Source organism: Haloactinopolyspora alba (assembly GCF_003014555.1).
GTDB classification, from domain to species: Bacteria; Actinomycetota; Actinomycetes; order Jiangellales; family Jiangellaceae; genus Haloactinopolyspora; species Haloactinopolyspora alba.
The window spans coordinates 63,579-81,851 of the sequence record NZ_PYGE01000005.1 but is presented as its reverse complement, the minus strand read 5'-3'; the positions used below and the strand labels follow the sequence as shown (position 1 = coordinate 81,851).

Here is an 18,273-nt window from a genome sequence, read left to right as displayed (position 1 = left end):
CGCTCAGCTCGCGTCGACCAAGGGGGCGTACGAAAGGCCGCGCAGGGCTTCGGGGTCCGGCTGTCGATGGCCGAGCAGCTGCTGGATCAGAGTGGTGAAGAGCCAGGCCTTGTAGTCCGGAACCGTCCAGCCGGCGTCCAGGACCAGGCCTCGGTACACGTCGTGGCCACACAGCACGACCACGATGTCGGTTGCCCGTCCGACATCCAACTCGGAGCGGAGACCTCCGAGCTCGGCGATGCGAGCCACGAAAGCATGCTGGCCGGACCTGCGGTTCGCGGCGACACCGCGCCAGTACTCGTCGACCTCCGGGTCCGCCGCGGCCGCCGCGTTGACGGCCGGCCACAGCACCGCGACCCGCTCGTAGATCCCGCTCCCGTGCTCGACGACGAGCGCGATGGTCCGCTGCGTGGACGGCACCGCCATCGCCTCACGCATCCACGCCCGGCGGCTGACCGGCACCGGGTCGTCCTCTCCGGCAGCGGTCACCTCTGCGACCTCGCAGAGCAGCGCCCCCTTGGTCTTGAACGTGTAGTAGACGGTCTGTACCGCGACACCCGCGTCGGCGGCGATCTGCTTCATCGTGGTATCGGCGTACCCCTGCGAGACGAACAGCTCGCGCGCGGCATCGCGCATCCGTCTCCGGGTCTCCCGGGCGCGTTCTGCGCGAGTGCGGGCCTTGACGTCGGTCATGTTCCGGAGTCTACTAAAGGCATCACTAGTGTTTACTCTAGTCAGGGGGTTCTCATGGCGGTCATCCGCAACTCCGTGGTGATCAGGTGCACGCCGGCCGAGGCGTTCGATTACCTGTCCGACCTCCGCTCGGAGCACGAGTGGAACCCCGACTGTCAGATGGTGGAGAAGCTCACCGAGGGGCCGATCGGCGTGGGCACGACGTACCGGGCGAAGTGGAGGCACGGCGGCCCGCCGATCGAGCCCGAAGTCGTCGCCTACGACCGCCCGCACATGTGGAGGACCCACAACGGCGGCCCGCTCGAGGTGACCTTCACCGGCCGGGTCGAAGGCGTCGCCGAGGGCACACTGCTGTCCATCGAGTTCGCGCCCCGGCCACACGGCTGGTTCCGGCTGGCCTTCCCACTGTTCCTGGTGTCGATCCGCCGTGCTGAGAAGAACCACATGCGCCACATCCGCGAGGCACTGGAACGGCGCTCCCAGTCGCCGTCGAGAACCTGAGACCAGCGACGCACCACCAGTCACGCCCGGCCGGCACCGGACCACGACGTCGGGCGTGAGCCGACTTCGATACCGCCCGTGGCGCCCGACGGTCGGAATCAGCCGCGAATCGCCTCCGGCGGTATCGAAGTCCACTGGTCGGGTCTCGTCATGCTTGACACTTTTCCGAGCGTTACCGAATGTCGGGGCATGTCGAGAACGACAGCGCCCGGCATGTCCGGCATGACGCTTCAGGTATCCGTGCCCAGCGAGGCCCGCGCCGCGGCGCGCGCGTTCTACAGCGACCTCTTCGGCCGCCCTCCGCAGTTCGAGCCGCACGACGACTTCTTCGAGTGGGCACCGATCTCCGGTCAGGAGTGCTGGCTCCAGGTCGTGGCCCGCACCCCTGCCCAGCCGTTGCAGAACCGGATCAGGTTTCGGGTGAACGACCTGCTGCAGGCGACGGCGTTCCTCGACGAACGCGACATCCAGCACTCCGAGCCGTCACAGCTACCGGGCGTCGTGGCGTTCCTCGACTTCCACGACCCATGGCACAACCGGCTCGGCTACTACGAGGACCTCGCCCCCTCCGGAGCCGGCACGACCTATCCGGGCACCTCCGTGCAAGACCAGGTGCTGTTCACCCAGCACGAATAGAGGACCGAAAAACGCCTCACGACGCACGATCCCGGCGCCGAGGACCGGCGGTCGCGAGGGCGTGATCTCGGCGCTTCGGGGCGCAGCCCACAGGGCGAATCGTGATTTATTAACGCATCCGCAGGATAGCGACCATCCGGCCGGACCCGGACCATGACGTCATGATCCATGCCCCCGGGGTTGCGAATGTGTGAGCGACCCAGCCCGCCAGATGACGACGCCGGCTCCGATGCGGACGCACCGACGGATCCACCCGACGAGCCGGAAGCCGGTACGGACGACGACGCGGGACCCGGCCGCGAACCTCACGACCCCTACCGACCCCTGTAGCCCCGGCAGACGGGCACCGTGCCGCGCGCCCGTCTCGATGGAGCGTACGAGAGGACCCCCGGATGAGACTCCTACCCGTCTTGACGTCGCTGGCCGTGGTGGCCGGACTGACGGTGGGCGCGCCGCCGTCGTCGGCCGCCCCGAGCCAACCTGACCCGAACACGCGGACACAGCAGGACTCGGCCGCCGACACGCCTGCCCCCGACGAGAAGATCGAGCCGAGGTTGCAGCGGTCGCTGAAGACCGACGAGGCCGACTACTGGATCCGGTTCGCCGACGAGGCCGATCTGTCCGAGGCGCGGCAGATCGACGACTGGGCCGAGCGCGGCCGGGCCGTCTACGACGCGTTGCGCACGTCGGCGACGAAGGCCCAAGCCGATGTCGTCGCCGAGCTCGACGAGAACGGCGTCGACTACGAGTCGTACTGGGTGAGCAACGCCATCCTGGTCCAGAACGGCTCGGCCGAGCTGGCGACCGACCTCGCGCTGCACTCCACAGTGGCGGAGATCAGCGAGGCCGAGGAGTTCGAGCTGGAGGAACCGAAGGTCACCGATACGGCGACGTCCGCCGACGCGACCCCCGAGTGGGGCGTGCGCGACATCAACGCCGACGACGTCTGGGCGACCGGGATCACCGGCGAGGGCATCACCGTCGCGGGACTGGACACCGGTGTGGACGGCGATCACGCCTCCCTGATGGACGCGTACCGCGGGTACGACCCGGCGACCGGCAGCTTCGACGACGACTACAACTTCCTCGACGTCGCGGACGTCTGCCCGGACGGGGCCGGCCCGTGCGACCTGGACGGGCACGGTTCACACACGATCGGCACGGTGCTGGGAGACGACGGAGAAGACAACAAGATCGGCGTCGCCCCGGCCGCGGAGTGGATCGCGGCGAACGGCTGCGAGACCTGCTCCACGGAGGACATGATCGCCTCCGCGCAGTGGATGCTCGCGCCGACCCGCGCGGACGGCAGCGACCCCGACCCAGCCAGGCGCCCGCACGTCATCAACAACTCGTGGGGCTCGGAGGCGCCGACCAACGAGCCGTTCATGGAGGACATCATCACCGCCTGGAATGCCGCAGGCATGTTCTCGGTGTGGTCCAACGGCAACAACGGTCCGCAGTGCCAGACGTCGGGCAGCCCGGGGTCGCGGATCCTCACCTACTCGGTGGGTTCCTACGGTGAGAACGGCGAGATCGCCCCCGGTTCCTCCCGCGGTCCTGGCCAGGACGGCGAGATCAAGCCGAACATCGCCGCGCCCGGAGTTCAGGTCCGGTCGGCCTGGCACGACGGCGGCTACAACACCATCGGGGGCACGTCGATGGCGGCACCGCACGTCACCGGCGCCGTCGCGCTGCTGTGGTCTGCTGTACCGGCCCTCGTGGGCGACATCGCCAGCACCCGCGCCCTGCTCGACGACACCGCACGCGACGTCGACGACACCACCTGCGGTGGCACCGCCGACGACAATCCCACCTGGGGCGAGGGAAAGCTGGACGCCCTCGCGCTCGTGAACGCCGGCATCGAAGCCGGCGGAGCCGGTGACCTGACCGGCACCGTGACCGGCCCCGACGGCGAACCGCTCACCGGCGCCACCATCTCGGCCGAGGGCACGCACGCGCGCACCACGACGACGGGCGAGGACGGCACCTTCTCGCTGCGGCTGCTCGCCGGCGACTACGAGGTCACCACGACGAAGTTCGGCTACGTCTCCTCGACCACCGACGTGACGATCACCATCGACGAGGGCACCACGTCCGACGCGACCCTCGAGCCTGCCGAGCGGCACGACGTGACCGGCACGGTCGTCACCGACGACGGCGAGCCGGTCCCCAACGCGGACGTCACGGTCGAGGACACGCCGCTGTCCACCGTCCACACCGGTGACGACGGCACGTTCGCGATCGCCGACGTTCCGGTCGGCGACTACACCATCGCCGTGAAACCGAACGCCTGCTTCTCGCCCACCGACGTCGCGCTGACAGTCGACGGCGCGGAGTCCATGACCGTCCCGGTCGAGCTCTTCGTGGACGGCGGCGGGTACAGCTGCGCCGTGTCCGAGGGGGACTACCGGCGCGGCACGGACAAGGTCGAGTTCAGCACCTACGGCGTCTGGGGGGACGTGGATCTGCCGTTCCCCGTCGCGTTCTATGACGGCTCGTTCGACTCCCTCAAAGTCGGGAAGCGGGGCCTGATCACCCCCGAACGGACGGCGAAACCTGGCGGGCCGGAACGGGCGGTCTTTCCCTTCTACACCCACCGCGCGTTGGACCTCGGCGAGGGCGGCATCTACACGGCGGCGACCACCGTGGACGGTGAGGACGCGTTCGTGGTCGAGTACCGCGACGTCGTCATCGAGGCCACCGACAACGTCACGGAGGCGGTGATCAACTTCTCGGTCACGTTCACCCGGTCGGGCACGGTGATCATCGGCTATGGCGACGGCGTGGGCGCGGACGGGCCGCTCAGCGCGGGCTCCACGGCCACCACCGGCATCCAGGGTCCCGGCGACGTGGCCGGGATCCGGTTCTCGCACCAGGCGCCCGTGCTGCACGACGGGCTCGTCGTCACCTACGACATGCCCGACTTCGGCTATCTCGACGCCACAGTGATCGACGAGAACGACGGGTTGCCCGTGGAGGGTGCCCAGGTCTCGATCGCGGACGACAGCGGCGTCATCGAGAGCCTCACCATCGACGCGACCGGAGCCTTCCACCGTCAGCTGCCCACCGGCGATTACACGATGACCGTCTCGGCGGACGACTACGAAACCGCGACGTACGAGTTCTCGCTGGACGAGCTCTACGCGTCGACCCAGGTCGAGGCCAGGCTCACGACCGGCATCACCGACGTGACCACCGACGGCCTGGACGCCGTGCTCGGCACCGACCAGAAAGGCGCGGGGTCGCTGACCCTCACCAACTCCGGATCCGCCCCCGTCACGTTCGACCTCGCCGAGGTGGGCCGCCACCCCGAGCTCGACGACTCGGAGGTCGTGACGCGCACCGCCGAGGGCGGGCAGACCAGCATCGACCTCGAGCGCTGGGCAGCCGACGCACCGGACGCACCTGATGCACCGGACGGGCACGCGCCGTCCGACGCGGACGACGGCACCCACAAGCCCGCCGGTAACGCCGCGGAGACCGAGGACACCTTCGGCACGCTCGCCGGCGGCGACGTTCTCGCCCGCTTCAAGCCGATCCCCGACGGCGAGGGCGAACCGACCGGCCTCGGCTACGACGGTGACGTGTGGGTCCACGACTACGACTCGGAGACCAACACCGAGTTCACGGTGACCGGCCAGAAGACCGGTAAGGAGTTCGCGGCGGCGTGGAACCCCGACTTCAAGGCGTTCGACATGGCACTCGACACGCTGACGGGCGACATGTGCCAGATGGAGGACAGCCCGGCCAGCTACATCCACTGCTTCGACCGGGAGACCGGCGAGAAGACCCGCGAGATCAAAGGCGAGTGGTCCAGCATCCAACTGACCGGCCTCGCGTACAACGCGGACCGTGACGTGTTCTACGTCGGCGGCCGGCGAAACGGCCGGATCGGCACGGTCGCCGGCACCTCGCACGAGACACCGGGCGCGCTGCTGTCGCACTGCGTTCCTCCCGAACGCGCGGTGATGGGCCTGGCCTACAACGCCGCGTCGGACACCATCTGGTACTCCGACCGGGACAACTACCGCAGCCGGCTGTGGCAGATCAATCCGGACGACTGCTCCCTGGTCAATGCCTGGTGGTTCCCGGACACGAAAGGCGGGCAGGGTGGCGGCCTCGCCACCGACGTCACCGGAGCGCTGTGGGCCGTCGACCAGATCGCCGACGAGGTGCTGCTGGTCGACGTCGAGGACGACCTGACCACCGACCTGCCGTGGCTCTCGTTGTCCGCGACGGGTGGCACGCTCGACCCTGGTGAGTCGATGACGGTCGACGTCTCCCTCTCCACGCAGAACGCCGATCCCGGCGTCCTCGCCGCGAACATCCTGGTGACGTCCGATGCCGGCCGTCAGTCCAAGGAGTACGTTCCGGTGACGCTCACGACGACCGAGTACCAGGTCGGCGTGAACGCCGGTGGGCAGGCGTTCACCGACGGCGTCGGCTTCGCGTGGTCCGCGGACCAGGCCTACGCCGAGGGATCGTGGGGTCATCAGGGCAAGACCAGGACGATGACCACCGACGATGCCGTGGACGGCACCACCGACGACGCGTTGTTCCAGGCTCAGCGCGCCGCCCGGGGTCAGGACACGACCTACGTGTTCGACGACGCCCCCGAGGGCACGTACGTCCTCGATCTCGGCTTCGCGGAGATCCGGCACGCCGCCGAAGGCAAACGCGTCTTCGACGTGCTCGTGAACGGCGAACTGACCCACTACGCCTACGACGCCGCGAGCAACGTCGGCACGGCAGCCGCGGACGTGCGCACCACCGTCGTCGAGCATTCCGGTGGTCCGTTGACGGTGGAGCTCAGGGGTTCCAAGGGGATGCGCGCCCCGAGCATCGCGTCCCTGCGCGTGACGCTCGACCCGCGCGGCGCCGCCGAGACACCCGACCCGGAGCCCGAGCCGGAGGAACCGGAGGAGGTACCCGTCGTACCCGCGGGCCGTTCGTACGAGATGGAGGTCACGACCGGCCTGTACCGCGAGGGCACGACCAGGACGGGCTGGGCCGGCTCCTTCGGGTGCGGAGTGCTGTGGTTCGAGTTCGACTTCCCCTTCTACGACACGACGTGGGACGGGGTGTGCGTGTCCCCGACCGGCATGCTGACCTTCGATCGGAGCCGGACCAACGCGAACAACAAGGACCTTCCGACGCGTGGCGCCGACGCGATCTATCCGTTCTGGGACTACCTGCACATCGACGACGAGGGCGGCATCTACATCGGCACGACCGAGGTGGACGGCCTGGACGCGCAGGTCATCGAGTACCGCGACGTCACGTTCGACGACGCACCCGAGCAGCGGGTGAGCTTCTCGGTCACCCTCGTGGCCGACGGACGCATCCAGATCGGGTACGGAGACGGCGTCGGCGGCGAACACCCCTTGACCAAGGGCGCCTCGGCGACGGTCGGTATCGAGAACCTCGCCGGAGACTCCATCGTCCATTCCTTCGACGAGCCCGTGCTGACGGCCGGCACGGGTCTGGAGTTCACCCTCCCGGCGTCGGGGATGATCGAGGGCGCGGTCACCGACGCGAACGACGGCGAGCCGGTCGCCGACGCAACCGTCACGCTGACGACCGCAGATGGTGACACCCGCACGGCCACGACCAACGAGCAGGGGCTCTGGAAGGCCCAGATGCTGCTCGGCGAGCACACGGTGGAGGTCTCGAGTCCCGGTTACGTCGCGACCACCGAGACGGTCACCTTCACCGAGCGGGGGCAGTCCGAGACGCTCGACACGGAACTGGCCACGGGCGTCGCGGAGGTCAGCGGCGACAACCTCGACTGGCTCCTCGGCCCGGACCAGACGGCCACCGCCGAGATGACCGTGACCAACACGGGCTCGGCCCCGCTCGACGTCACGGTCGCCGAGCATCAGCGCAGCGACGGGGACGGGCCGGGTGAGCCCGCCGACCTGCCGTGGCTCTCGCTCACCGGCGACGCTGTCGCGGGCGAGATCGAGCTCAGCGTGGGTGAGTCGACCACGGTCACGGCGACGGCCGACACCTCGGCCGTGGAACCGGGCCTGTTCACCGGAGCCGTGCTGGTGTCGTCGAACGCGGGCAGGACGCCGGACCAGCCGGTGCCCGCTCGCCTGGGCTCGTCGGCCTACTGGGTCGGCGTCAACGCAGGCGGCCCGTCGCTCACCGGCACGGACGGCTTCGTGTGGTCCGCGGACCAGGCCCTGGCGAACGGGTCGTGGGGTCATGTCGACGGCACCGCCGACTCCACGAGCGCCGACATCGCGGGCACCGAGGACGACGACCTGTTCCGCACCCAGCGGACCGGTCGGACCTTCTCCTACGTGTTCGAGGACGCACCCGCCGGCAGGTACGTCATCGGGCTCGGCTTCGCCGAGATCGCGAACGTCAAGGCCGGCGAGCGTCCCTTCGACGTGCTGGTGAACGGCGAGGTCGTGCTGTACGACCACGACGTTCAGACGGAAGCGGGTGCACTCGCCGCCGACACACACACCGTCACCGTCGAGCACACCGGCGGTGACCTGACGGTCGAGCTGATCGGCGAGAACGGGGAGCGCGACCCGATTCTCAGCACGCTGAAGGTCCTGGAGGACCCGCGCCCGGGGACGTAGCGGTCCTCGGCAGTTGACGAAGGGCCCGATCGGCGCCTCCGGGATCTCCCTGATCCCGGAGGCGCCGTCGTCATGGGTTGTCCAGCCTGCGTGTCAGCGAAGGATGACATGGCGGTCGACAGTTGCCTTCCCAGTCACCCCGGGCACACACACCTCACCCAGGGGAAGATCGAGGGCGTTCCCCGATGTGTCCCGTCGCCTGCTCGGGCCAGACTCGTCGCCGACGACCCACTCACCGGGAGGACTGGATGAAGCGAGCGTTTCGGGCGTTGGTGGCCACGACGACGGCGTTGGCGGTGACCGCGGCACCGGCCGCTGCCACAACTGCCGCGCCGGATGAAGCCGACCGTGCCGAGCTGCGGGAACGGCTGGACGGCGTCGTTGCCGCCGGCGCTGTGGGCGCCCTGGCGGAGGTGCGTGACGAGCACGGCGTGTGGCGTGCCACCAGCGGCACCGCCGAACGGGACAAGCCGCGGACCGTCCCGGTCAACGGCCGATTCCGGGTGGGCAGCATCACGAAGACGTTCGTCGCCACCGTCACTTTGCAGTTGGTCGACGAGGGCCGGCTGCGGCTGGACGACACGGTGCAGACGTGGCTGCCCGGAGCCGTCCCGGACGGTGATCGCATCAGCGTGCGCCAGCTGCTCGATCACACCAGTGGGCTGTACGACTACCAGGACACGCTGCCGATGCCACCGGAGTCGGACTTCATCCTGGACAACCGCTGGCGAACCTGGGACCCGACCGAACTGGTCGAGCGCGGCGTGGCCCACCCGCCGGCGTTCGAACCACCGGGCAGCGACTTCTCGTACTCGAGCACCGGCTACCTCCTGCTCGGCCAGATCATCGAGGCGGTCACCGGCCGGACCTACGGCGAGCAGATCGAGCGCCGGATCATCCGGCCGTTGCGGCTGCACGGCACCTCGGTCCCGGGGACGTTCCCGCGGATTCGCGGGCCGCATCCGCACGGCTACCTCCCGGTGCTGCGCGACGGCGAATTCGACCTCGTCGACTTCACCGAGATGAATCCGTCGTTGTTCGGCGCGGGCGGCGAAATGATCTCCACGACGAGGGACCTCAACCGGTTCGTCGACGCACTGCTCGGCGGGCGCCTGCTCCCGGACCACCTGCTCGACGAGATGCGGACGCCGGGCATCGAGGGCGGAACGTACGGTCTCGGACTGGCCTGGCAGGACACCTCGTGCGGAGTCCGCGTCTACGGCAACGACGGCGACGCCCTGGGGTACCAGTCCTGGTCGTACTCCACACCGGACCGGCGCCGTCAGGTGACGATCGCGCTCACGCCCGACTTCAGCGGTGAGACCGACGCCGCCGTCGACGCGTTCCTGGACGAGGCCTTCTGCGGCTGACTCGTGCGCCTTCGGCGCCGGATCGGGTGATCCGGCTTCTGACGTGGGTGGAGCTGAGGGGATTTGAACCCCTGACCCTCTCGTTGCGAACGAGATGCGCTACCAGACTGCGCCACAGCCCCGTGCAGACCGACGTGACTTTATCACCCCGAGGCAGTGGATTTCGAATCGGCGGGGCACGGCCACGACGGCGCACGGCGGGGCCGGAATCTCCTCCCGGCACCCGCTGTTGCCACCAGTGTGAAGGCGATGACGTACGCCCGCTACGGCGGTCCCGAGGTCCTGGAACTCACCACCGACCGGCCGAAGCCGAAGGTCCCGCCGGGTTTCGCCCTCGTCCGGGTGGTCGCGTCGGCCGTCAACCCGGTCGACTGGAAGCTCATGGCCGGCGGCCTCGACCCGCTCATGGACGTGCACTTCCCGGTCGTCCCGGGGTGGGACGTCGCGGGCGTCGTCGAGGAGCTCGGCGTCGACACCTACCAGTTCGAGGTCGGCGACGAGGTCGTCGCCAACGGCCGCCGCGACGAGGTGCAGCACGGCACGGCCGCGGAGTACGTGTCGTTGCCGGCGCGGGTGCTGGCTCGCAAACCGGCGTCGCTGAGCTGGGAGCAGGCGGCCGGACTGCCGCTGGCGGGCCTCACCGCATACCAGACCGTCCGGCGCCTCGGCGTCGGCGCCGACGACACCGTGCTGATCCACGGCGGCGCGGGCGGCGTCGGCCAGACAGGCGTCCAGGTGGCCAGGGCACTGGGTGCCCGCGTCATCGCCACCGCGAGCGAGCGCAACCACGACCACCTGCGCGCCCTGGGTGCGGAGCCGGTCAGTTACGGCGACGGGCTGACCGAGCGGGTCCGTGGCCTCGCGCCGGACAGCGTGACGGTGGTGGCGGATTTCGTCGGTGGTGTCCTGGACACGACGCTGGCGGTGCTCGCGCCCGGCGGCCGGCACGCGTCGATCGCGGACGCCGAGGTCGAGCAGCACGGCGGCCGCTGGATCTGGGTGGTCTCCGACGGCGCCGACCTCGCCTCGCTGGGCGAACTGGCCGACGCGGGCAAGCTCACCGTAGACGTGTCGTCGACATACCCGCTCGAGCGGCTGGCTGATGCGTACCGCGAGAGCATGGGCGGGCACACCCGCGGCAAGATCGTCGTCACCACCGGCGACTGAGCGGGTCGCGGTGTCGAAGCACGGTTTCAGCCGTGATGGGGGCGTGGTTACTGGTGCTATCACCCCACTAGCCACGCCCCCATCACGTCGCTCGCAGCGGAGGGGCAGTCAGTCGCCGACGGCGCGGCGGTGCTCCGGAAGGTCCGACACGGCGGCGTCGCTTTCCGCCGCGGCATCGGACGTGTCTGCCGTCGCGGTGCCCGGCACCGCGGTGTCCGGCGCCTCGGGTGCCCGCTCGTCCGGGGCACGACGCGGCAGCTCGACCGAGCCGACCGGGTCGAGACGACCGGACGTCCACGACCCTTCCTGGCCGAGGTCGATCCGGCGGCTCTGGCGCGGGGCCTTCGCCTTGGTGAGGTAGGTCGGCAACGGCACCGGGACGGGCTGCCAGCCGTCGGCGTCGTCGGCGCTCTCGACAGGGTCCGGCAGGACCAGCCGGCGCCCGGAGATGCCGTCGTCCACGGCGTGCTCGCCCTCGTCCGCGGAGTCGTCGTCAACGGCATGGGCGGCGCCGCCGGATTCCGCCGGAACCCGTCGTGCGGCCTCGCGCCTGCGTTGTGCCTGCAGCACCGCGGCGCGGCGGGCCAGCACCAGGAACACCCCGGTCAGCCCGACCGTCATCGCCGGCGTCCAGGCGGGCGAGATCCCGGCCAGCGCTGTCACGGCCGCGACGGCGGTCGCCACCACGAGCACCGCGAGAATCCGCCGCCGCCGTAGCGCCGCCGCGCCGAAGAGCGCGTCCAACTGGTCCGGGGTCAGTTCGGCGGGTTCTTGTGTTCTCGCCGGCCGGTCGGTGTCGGCCGCCGGGGTCTGGTCGTCCGGCGCCTCGCGCTGGCCCTCGGCGGCCCGGTGTGGCGCGTGGATGGACCCCGAACGTCGCCGCAGCACCCTGACGCCGCGCGCGGTGTCGGCCTCGCGGGCGCGTTCGACCTCCTCGTTCCGGCGCACCCACCGGGGCACCAGAAACGCGGCCCACGCAGCGACGATCGCCGCGTAGATGAGACCGCTGTACCCCATGCCACAGACGCTACGGCGTGCACGATGTCACACGGCGGAACTACATCGGTGTGTCGCCGGTAACGGGTGTGACGGGTGTGACGTTCAGGTCGTGCGGACGGCCTGCGCGCGGATCTCGATCTGGACCTTCTGCGACACCAGCCAGCCACCGGCCTCGAGGGCGACGTTCCAGGTCATGCCGTACTCTTCGCGGTCGATCTCGCCGTTGGCGGTCAGCGCGAGGCGCTCGGCGCCCCAGGGGTCGGAGGTCACCCCGTCCACCACGACGTCCAGATCGAGCGGTCGGGTCACTCCCTTGATCGTCAGGTCTCCGCTCACCGTGAAGTTCCCGGCGGAGCCACGACGACGCCGCACCATCGTCCCGTCGACGAGGGCGAACTTCGGCCCGGTGTCGCCGCCGGCGACCCGGCGCGACACGTAGTGGATCTCCGGGAAGGTCTCGACGTCCAGGAAGTCGGCGCTGCGCAGGTGCCCGTCGCGGTCCGTGGCGCCGGTCACGATGCTCGCCGTGTCGAGCCGGGCCTCGGCGGTGGTCTCGAGCGGGTCCTCGGCCACCCGGACCGTTCCGGTTACGCCCTCGAACCTGCCGCGCACCTGCGTCACCATCAGGTGCCGGGCGACGAACCCGGCCGTCGTGTGCGCCGGGTCGACCTCGAAGACGCCCGGTGTCGGTAGTTGCGTGCCGCGCCACATGCGCACGCCGACCGGCTCGGCCATGACCATTCCCCCGTGTCGTTCACCATCGCGTCACCGCGAAGAAGATACCGGGACAATAATCCCACAAACAACGATCGGGTCTCACATCTGTTCCCGCCGAGCCACACGGCCGTCGACGAATCCCCGCGTCAGGGCGGCGAGAACCGTTGAGCACGATGCCGCGAGAGCAGCCCCTCGGGGACGTCCTCGACCGTCAACGCGAACGAGCGATGGTCGCGCCACTCGCCGTCGATGTGCAGCAGGCGCGGCTTGACGCCCTCTTCGCGGAACCCCAGCTTGTCGACCACGCGCAGGGACGCGCGGTTCTCCGGGCGGATGTTCACCTCGAGCCGGTGCAGCCCGACGGTGAAGAAGCAGTAGTCGACAGCCATCGCCACCGCTGTCGGCATGATGCCGCGCCCGGCCAGGTCGACGTCGAGCCAGTAGCCGATGCTGCCCATGCGCGCCGACCCCCAGACGATGTTCGACACGTTGAGCTGCCCGGCCAGCCGGTCCTCGTACGTCACCGCCCACGGCAGCGCCTCGTCGGCGCGCCCCTGAGCGGCGTGCAGACGCACCATCTGCCGGAAGCTCATGGCGAACGGCGGCGCCGGCGGCGGAGGCGTCGCCTCCCACGGGCGCAGCCACTCCTCGCTGCGCGCGCGGATCCGCGTCCACGCCCGCATGTCCTTGCGCTGCAACGGCCGCAGCCCGACCGGACCCTCGTGCAGTTCGACCGGCCAGCCGAGGCGCCCGGAACGCCGCGACCTCACGTCGCGCCCCTCGGGTGGTCACCGCCGTGAATCTGCTCCACGGCATGGGTCAGCACCGTCGACAGCACCACCAGACCGTCCCGGACGCCGCCCGTCGACCCGGGCAGGTTCACCACCAGCGTCCGTCCCGCCCGTCCCGCGACCCCGCGCGAGAGCGCCGCCGTGGGCACCCCCTGGGCGATGCCGTGCGCGCGGATCGCCTCGGCCAGCCCGGGCACCTCCGCGTCCAGCACCCGGCGGGTCATCTCGGGCGTCACGTCCGTGGGGTTCAAGCCGGTCCCGCCAGTCGTCACGACCGCGTCGTACCCCTCGGCGACGGCGTCGCGCAGCACGGTCTCGACGCCGTCGCCGTCCGGCACGACCACCGGCCCGTCGACCGACGCGCCCAGCTCACGCAGGCCGTCGACCACCAGCGGACCGCCGCGGTCGTCGTACACGCCGCTCGCGGCCCGCGACGAGACCGTCACGACCATCGCTCTCACCGACGCCGCCAGGTTCCCGAGCGGCCGCCGGTCTTCTCGTCGACCCGGATGTCGGTGATGACGGCGCCGCGGTCCAGCGCCTTGACCATGTCGACCACGGTCAGCGCCGCCGCCGACACCGCCGCCAGTGCCTCCATCTCGACGCCGGTGCGGTCCGCCGTGCGCACGGTCGCGGTGATGTCCACGGCGTCGTCGGCGACGGTCAGGTCGACGTCCACGCCGTGCAGCGCCAGCGGATGGCACAACGGCACGATGTCCGGCGTGCGCTTGGCCCCCTGGATACCGGCGATGCGAGCGACGGCGAGAGCGTCGCCCTTCGGCACACCCTCGCCGCGCAGCGCCTCGACGACCTGAGCCGCGACCAGCACCCGCCCCGACGCCGTCGCCGTGCGGACCGTGACGTCCTTGGCCGAAACGTCGACCATCCGCGCCGCGCCCTCGTCGTCGACGTGGGTCAGCCGGCCGTGCCGCTCGGCCGCAGGGGTGTCGCCGGGCACGCTCACTCCCTCCGCCGCTCGAGCAGGACCGTGTCGACCACCTGTCCCGCGGCCACCTCGGTGACGTGCTCGGGCACGACGATCAGCGCGTTGGCCGCGGCGAGATCACCGATCAGGTGCGACTGCTGCGCACCGAGCGGACGTACCTGGTGCGAGCCGTCGTTGGCCGACTGCACCTGGGCGCGGGCGAACTGCCGGCGTCCGTCGGGCGAGTACAGCCGCTCCTGCAGCACGGCCTTGACACTCGGGCGGTGCAGACGCGGCGAGCCGAGCATCTTGCGGATGGCGGGACGGACGAAGACCTCGAAAGACACGAACGCGCTGACGGGGTTGCCCGGCAGCGTGAAGATGGGCGTGGCGTCCTCGCCGATGGTGCCGAACCCCTGTGGCTTGCCGGGCTGCATCGCGACCTTGTCGAAGTTCACCGTGCCGAGTTCGGAGAGCACCTCTTTCACGATGTCGTACGCGCCCGCGCTGACGCCGCCCGTGGTGATGACCATGTCGGCGCGGATGAGCTGGTCCTCGATCAGGCCGAGCAGACGCTCCTTGTCGTCGGGCACCGGCGGCACCCGGTAGGCGATCGCGCCCGCCTCACGCGCGGCGGCCGTGAGGCTGTACGAGTTGGAGTCGGTGATCTGGCCCATGGCCAGCGGATACCCCGGCTCGACGAGCTCGCTGCCGGTGGAGATCACGACCACGCGCGGACGCGGCCGGATGACCACCCGGTCGCGTCCGACCGCGGCCAGCAGCCCGATCTGGGCGGCGCCGAGGTACGTCCCGGCCCCCAGCACGACGTCGCCGGAGACCACGTCGCCGCCCGCGCGGCGGATATGCGCGCCCACCTTCGCCGCGGCGCGGATGCCCACCCGGGCGGTGCCGGCGTCGGTCTGCTCGACCGGGACGATGGCGTCCGCACCCGGCGGCACCGGCGCGCCGGTCATGATCCGGGCGGCCAGGCCCGGCCCGATCGCGTTGATCTCGGTGTCGCCGGCGGGAATGTCGGCGACGACGGGCAGCTCGACCGGCTGCTCCTCGGAGGCGTCGGCGACGTCCTCGGCACGCACCGCGTAGCCGTCCATGGCGGTGTTGTCGAACTGCGGCAGGTTCCACGGGGCGACGACGTCCTCGGTGAGCACGCATCCGTGCGCGTCGATCAACTGGAAGTCCAGCTCGCCCAGCGGCCGGACCGCGCCCAGGATGTCCGAGAGATGATCGGCGACGCGCTTCACGAGCCGCTCCGCGTGTCGTCGCCGTCGGTCTCCGGGGGCAGCGAGGCGACGAACTCGCGCAGGAACGCGCGGAAGTCCGCACCCAGGTCGCTGCGCTCGCTGGCCAGGCTGACGGTGGTGCGCAGGTAGTCGAGCCGGTCGCCGGTGTCGTAGCGGCGGCCGCGGAAGACCACGGCGTGCACGCCGCCGCCCTCGTCCGCCGGGCGGCCGGCGAGCGTCTTGAGCGCGTCCGTCAGTTGGATCTCGCCGCCGCGCCCGGGCGGGGTCTCGCGCAGGACGTCGAAGACCGCCGGGTGCAGCACGTACCGGCCGATGATCGCCAGGTTGCTGGGCGCCGACGCCGGCTCGGGCTTCTCGACCAGGTCGCTCACCCGCATGACGTCGTCCTCGGCCGGCTCCACCGCCGCGCACCCGTACATGTTGATCTGCGCCGGGTCGACCTCGATGAGCGCGATCACGCTGCCGCCGTAGCGCTTCTGGACGTCGAGCATCGCCGGCAGCAGCGGGTCGCGCTGGTCGATGAGGTCGTCGCCGAGCATGACGGCGAACGCCTCGTTGCCGACGTGTTGCGCCCCGCACAGCACCGCGTGCCCCAGTCCGCGCGGGTCGCCCTGGCGCACGTAGTGGATGTCGCCCAGCACCTGCGACTTCTGCACCCGCCGCAGGCGGTGTTCGTCGCCCTTCTTCTCCAGCGCGGCCTCGAGCTCCCACGCGCGGTCGAAATGGTTCTCGATGGCGTCCTTGTTCCGGCCGGTCACGAGCAGCACGTCGCTGAGCCCGGCCTCGACGGCCTCTTCGACCACGTACTGGATCGCCGGCTTGTCGACGACGGGCAGCATCTCCTTCGGCGTCGCCTTGGTCGCCGGGAGGAACCTGGTGCCGAGCCCGGCGACAGGGATGACCGCCTTCGTCACCGCGGCCGCGCCGCCTGGTCGCCTGCTTCCGGATCCGGTCTGCTCCGCCTGACGGTCACGCTCGTCGCCGCTCATGGCGTCACCCTACAAAGCCCACCGCGGCGGCAGAAGTGCATCCGCGCGCGCCGTACAGTGGGGTCGTGTCGACGTCGACCCCCGAGGCCAAGAAGGCGCTGCGCGCACGCATCCTCTCTCGCAGGGCCGCGCTCAAGGCGGGCGAGCTCGCCCGTGCCGCCGCGTCCATCCGCGACGTCGCGCTGGCGGTGCCCGAGGTCGCCGGCGCCCGCCGGGTCGCGGCGTACGTCTCGGTCGGCAGCGAGCCGGGCACCGGCCCGTTGATCGAGACGCTCAGCGACACCGGCGTCGAGGTGCTGCTGCCGCAGCTGCAGCCGGACGGCGACCTCGACTGGGCGCCGTACGAGGGCCCGCAGGCCCTGGTGACCGCCGCACGCGGGCTGCTGGAACCGGCCGGATCACCGCTGGGCGTGAACGCCGCCGACGACGCCGACGCGCTGCTGGTCCCCGGGCTCGCGGCGGACCGATCCGGCGGGCGGCTGGGCCGCGGCGGCGGCTCGTACGACCGGGTGCTGGCGCGGCAGGGCGGGCGGCGCTTCACCTGCGTGCTGCTGCACGACGGCGAGGTCATGGACATCCCGGTCCCCCGCGAACCGCACGACGTGCCCGTCACCGCCGCCGCCACCCCGTCCGGCCTGCACCGCTTCCGGTAGTTCTTCTCCCCTACCCGATGATCAGGTGGGCACGCGGGGCTTCAATGAGCGACGGTGATCGCGAGCTTTCCCAGCGAGCCGGCCCGCAGATCCGCCAGCGCCTGCGGCGCCTGCGCGAGGGAGTACCGCGCTGTGACCGGCACCCGGAGCCGTCCCGCGATCACCTCGCCGGCCAGCCGGTCGAGCGTGTCGCGGGTGGGGTCGGCCATGATGGTGCTCACCGCGACACCGCGTTCGTCGGAGTCGGCCGGCACGTGGTGGACGGTCGAGACGAAGCGGCCGCCGTCGGCGACCAGCTCGGCGACGTTCTCTCCCACGCCGGCCAGGTGCAGGGCGACCTCGACCCCACGGGGCGCCACGTCGCGCACGGCCGCGTCGAGGCCCGTGTAGTCCACGACCCCGGTGGCGCCGAGCCCGGTGACGAACTCGGTTTCGTGGCCGGGCCGTGCGGTCGCGATCACCCTCGCGCCACGCGCGGCGGCGAGCTGCACGGCCATGGCACCCACGCCGCCTGTCGCCCCGCACACCAGCACCGTGTCGCCCGGCCCCGGATCGGCCGCCGTCACGGCGTTCGCTGCCGCGGTTCCCGCCAACGCCAGCGCGGCGGCGCCCTCGGGCTCCAGGCCGGCCGGGCGGGTCGCGACGCCGTACCCAGCAGGGACGGCGACGTACTCGGCCAAGCCACCTTGGCCGAGAGTGGGGCGCATCACCACGCCGAAGACCTCGTCACCGACCGACTGTTCGGACACGTCCTGCCCGACGCCGGTGACGACGCCGGCGAAGTCCTTGCCCAGTACGACCGGGAACTCGTACTCGTAGGCGCCTTGGAGGAACCCGCCCAGGACACCCAGGTCGAACCCGTTGACCGACGAGTGCGAGACGCGCACCACCACCTCCCCGGGACCCGGTTCGGGGGCGGGGACGTCGAGGAGAGCTGCGGACTGATCGAAATCGGTGAAAGCGACGGCGCGCAT

Annotated in this window: 15 protein-coding genes and 1 tRNA gene; 6 read left to right on the top strand and 10 right to left on the bottom strand. The window is 70.8% G+C overall.

Features of this window, described 5'->3' with window-relative positions; genetic code table 11:
• Positions 1-3: 3 nt before the first annotated feature.
• Positions 4-693 (bottom strand): TetR/AcrR family transcriptional regulator, encoded by a 690-nt coding sequence (locus tag CLV30_RS08725; RefSeq protein WP_106536822.1) that lies wholly within the window; start codon positions 691-693, stop codon positions 4-6.
• A 54-nt stretch (positions 694-747) separates the two neighbouring features.
• Between CLV30_RS08725 and CLV30_RS08720 the strand changes: the two genes are divergently transcribed.
• The 4 genes from CLV30_RS08720 (at position 748) to CLV30_RS08705 (ending at position 9,796) form a co-directional block, all read left to right on the top strand.
• A complete protein-coding gene (locus CLV30_RS08720; RefSeq protein ID WP_106536821.1) occupies positions 748-1,194 on the top strand; it encodes an SRPBCC family protein in 447 nt (148 codons plus the stop codon).
• Between the two features lie 189 nt (positions 1,195-1,383).
• Positions 1,384-1,830, top strand: coding sequence for a VOC family protein (locus tag CLV30_RS08715; protein ID WP_129711008.1), 447 nt, complete (start codon positions 1,384-1,386; stop codon positions 1,828-1,830).
• Positions 1,831-2,222: 392 nt separating this feature from the next.
• Positions 2,223-8,426 (top strand): carboxypeptidase regulatory-like domain-containing protein, encoded by a 6,204-nt coding sequence (locus tag CLV30_RS08710; protein ID WP_106536819.1) that lies wholly within the window; start codon positions 2,223-2,225, stop codon positions 8,424-8,426.
• A 248-nt stretch (positions 8,427-8,674) separates the two neighbouring features.
• A complete protein-coding gene (locus CLV30_RS08705; RefSeq protein WP_106536818.1) occupies positions 8,675-9,796 on the top strand; it encodes a serine hydrolase domain-containing protein in 1,122 nt (373 codons plus the stop codon).
• Between the two features lie 48 nt (positions 9,797-9,844).
• Here the strand turns inward: CLV30_RS08705 and CLV30_RS08700 are convergent.
• Positions 9,845-9,918 (bottom strand) — tRNA-Ala (locus CLV30_RS08700).
• 118 nt (positions 9,919-10,036) lie between these two features.
• Between CLV30_RS08700 and CLV30_RS08695 the strand changes: the two genes are divergently transcribed.
• A complete protein-coding gene (locus tag CLV30_RS08695; RefSeq protein ID WP_170119637.1) occupies positions 10,037-10,963 on the top strand; it encodes an NADP-dependent oxidoreductase in 927 nt (308 codons plus the stop codon).
• Positions 10,964-11,071: 108 nt separating this feature from the next.
• On the opposite strand, the gene sepX is transcribed toward CLV30_RS08695, so the two are convergent.
• The 7 genes from sepX to galU all read right to left on the bottom strand — a co-directional run bounded on the left by sepX (position 11,072) and on the right by galU (position 16,646).
• The gene (sepX, locus tag CLV30_RS08690) at positions 11,072-11,980 is read right to left on the bottom strand and encodes a divisome protein SepX/GlpR (RefSeq protein ID WP_106536817.1); all 909 of its coding nucleotides are present in this window, start codon (positions 11,978-11,980) and stop codon (positions 11,072-11,074) included.
• A gap of 84 nt (positions 11,981-12,064) precedes the next feature.
• Positions 12,065-12,697, bottom strand: a complete 633-nt coding sequence (locus CLV30_RS08685; protein ID WP_106537013.1) for a YceI family protein — start codon at positions 12,695-12,697, stop codon at positions 12,065-12,067.
• Between the two features lie 128 nt (positions 12,698-12,825).
• The gene (locus tag CLV30_RS08680; RefSeq protein WP_106537012.1) at positions 12,826-13,362 is read right to left on the bottom strand and encodes a GNAT family N-acetyltransferase; all 537 of its coding nucleotides are present in this window, start codon (positions 13,360-13,362) and stop codon (positions 12,826-12,828) included.
• 83 nt (positions 13,363-13,445) lie between these two features.
• Positions 13,446-13,922, bottom strand: a complete 477-nt coding sequence (locus CLV30_RS08675) for a MogA/MoaB family molybdenum cofactor biosynthesis protein (protein WP_106536816.1) — start codon at positions 13,920-13,922, stop codon at positions 13,446-13,448.
• A 5-nt stretch (positions 13,923-13,927) separates the two neighbouring features.
• Positions 13,928-14,434: a cyclic pyranopterin monophosphate synthase MoaC gene (gene moaC, locus CLV30_RS08670; RefSeq protein WP_106536815.1), complete on the bottom strand. Its 507-nt coding sequence runs from the start codon at positions 14,432-14,434 to the stop codon at positions 13,928-13,930.
• Complete coding sequence (gene glp / locus CLV30_RS08665) at positions 14,431-15,657, bottom strand: molybdotransferase-like divisome protein Glp (RefSeq protein ID WP_106536814.1); 1,227 nt, start codon at positions 15,655-15,657, stop codon at positions 14,431-14,433. Before glp ends, moaC begins: the two co-directional genes overlap by 4 nt.
• Positions 15,654-16,646 carry a UTP--glucose-1-phosphate uridylyltransferase GalU gene (gene galU, locus CLV30_RS08660; RefSeq protein ID WP_106536813.1) on the bottom strand — a complete coding sequence of 331 codons (993 nt, stop codon included), beginning with the start codon at positions 16,644-16,646 and terminating at the stop codon, positions 15,654-15,656. The genes glp and galU overlap by 4 nt, the downstream gene beginning before the upstream one ends.
• 65 nt (positions 16,647-16,711) lie before the next feature.
• Here galU and CLV30_RS08655 point away from each other — a divergent pair, with 65 nt between their 5' ends.
• Positions 16,712-17,299 carry a 5-formyltetrahydrofolate cyclo-ligase gene (locus CLV30_RS08655; protein WP_106537011.1) on the top strand — a complete coding sequence of 196 codons (588 nt, stop codon included), beginning with the start codon at positions 16,712-16,714 and terminating at the stop codon, positions 17,297-17,299.
• Positions 17,300-17,340: 41 nt separating this feature from the next.
• On the opposite strand, the gene CLV30_RS08650 is transcribed toward CLV30_RS08655, so the two are convergent.
• Entirely contained in the window at positions 17,341-18,273 is a 933-nt protein-coding gene (locus CLV30_RS08650; protein WP_106536812.1) for an NADP-dependent oxidoreductase, read from the bottom strand.

Coding starts and splice junctions, on each gene's coding strand:
- CLV30_RS08725 (WP_106536822.1), bottom strand. CDS start 693: ATGACCGACGTCAAGGCCCGCACTCGCGCAGAACGCGCCCGGGAGACC.
- CLV30_RS08720 (WP_106536821.1), top strand. CDS start 748: ATGGCGGTCATCCGCAACTCCGTGGTGATCAGGTGCACGCCGGCCGAG.
- CLV30_RS08715 (WP_129711008.1), top strand. CDS start 1,384: ATGTCGAGAACGACAGCGCCCGGCATGTCCGGCATGACGCTTCAGGTA.
- CLV30_RS08710 (WP_106536819.1), top strand. CDS start 2,223: ATGAGACTCCTACCCGTCTTGACGTCGCTGGCCGTGGTGGCCGGACTG.
- CLV30_RS08705 (WP_106536818.1), top strand. CDS start 8,675: ATGAAGCGAGCGTTTCGGGCGTTGGTGGCCACGACGACGGCGTTGGCG.
- sepX (WP_106536817.1), bottom strand. CDS start 11,980: ATGGGGTACAGCGGTCTCATCTACGCGGCGATCGTCGCTGCGTGGGCC.
- CLV30_RS08685 (WP_106537013.1), bottom strand. CDS start 12,697: ATGGCCGAGCCGGTCGGCGTGCGCATGTGGCGCGGCACGCAACTACCG.
- CLV30_RS08680 (WP_106537012.1), bottom strand. CDS start 13,362: ATGCGGGCGTGGACGCGGATCCGCGCGCGCAGCGAGGAGTGGCTGCGC.
- CLV30_RS08675 (WP_106536816.1), bottom strand. CDS start 13,922: ATGGTCGTGACGGTCTCGTCGCGGGCCGCGAGCGGCGTGTACGACGAC.
- galU (WP_106536813.1), bottom strand. CDS start 16,646: ATGAGCGGCGACGAGCGTGACCGTCAGGCGGAGCAGACCGGATCCGGA.
- CLV30_RS08650 (WP_106536812.1), bottom strand. CDS start 18,273: ATGCGCGCCGTCGCTTTCACCGATTTCGATCAGTCCGCAGCTCTCCTC.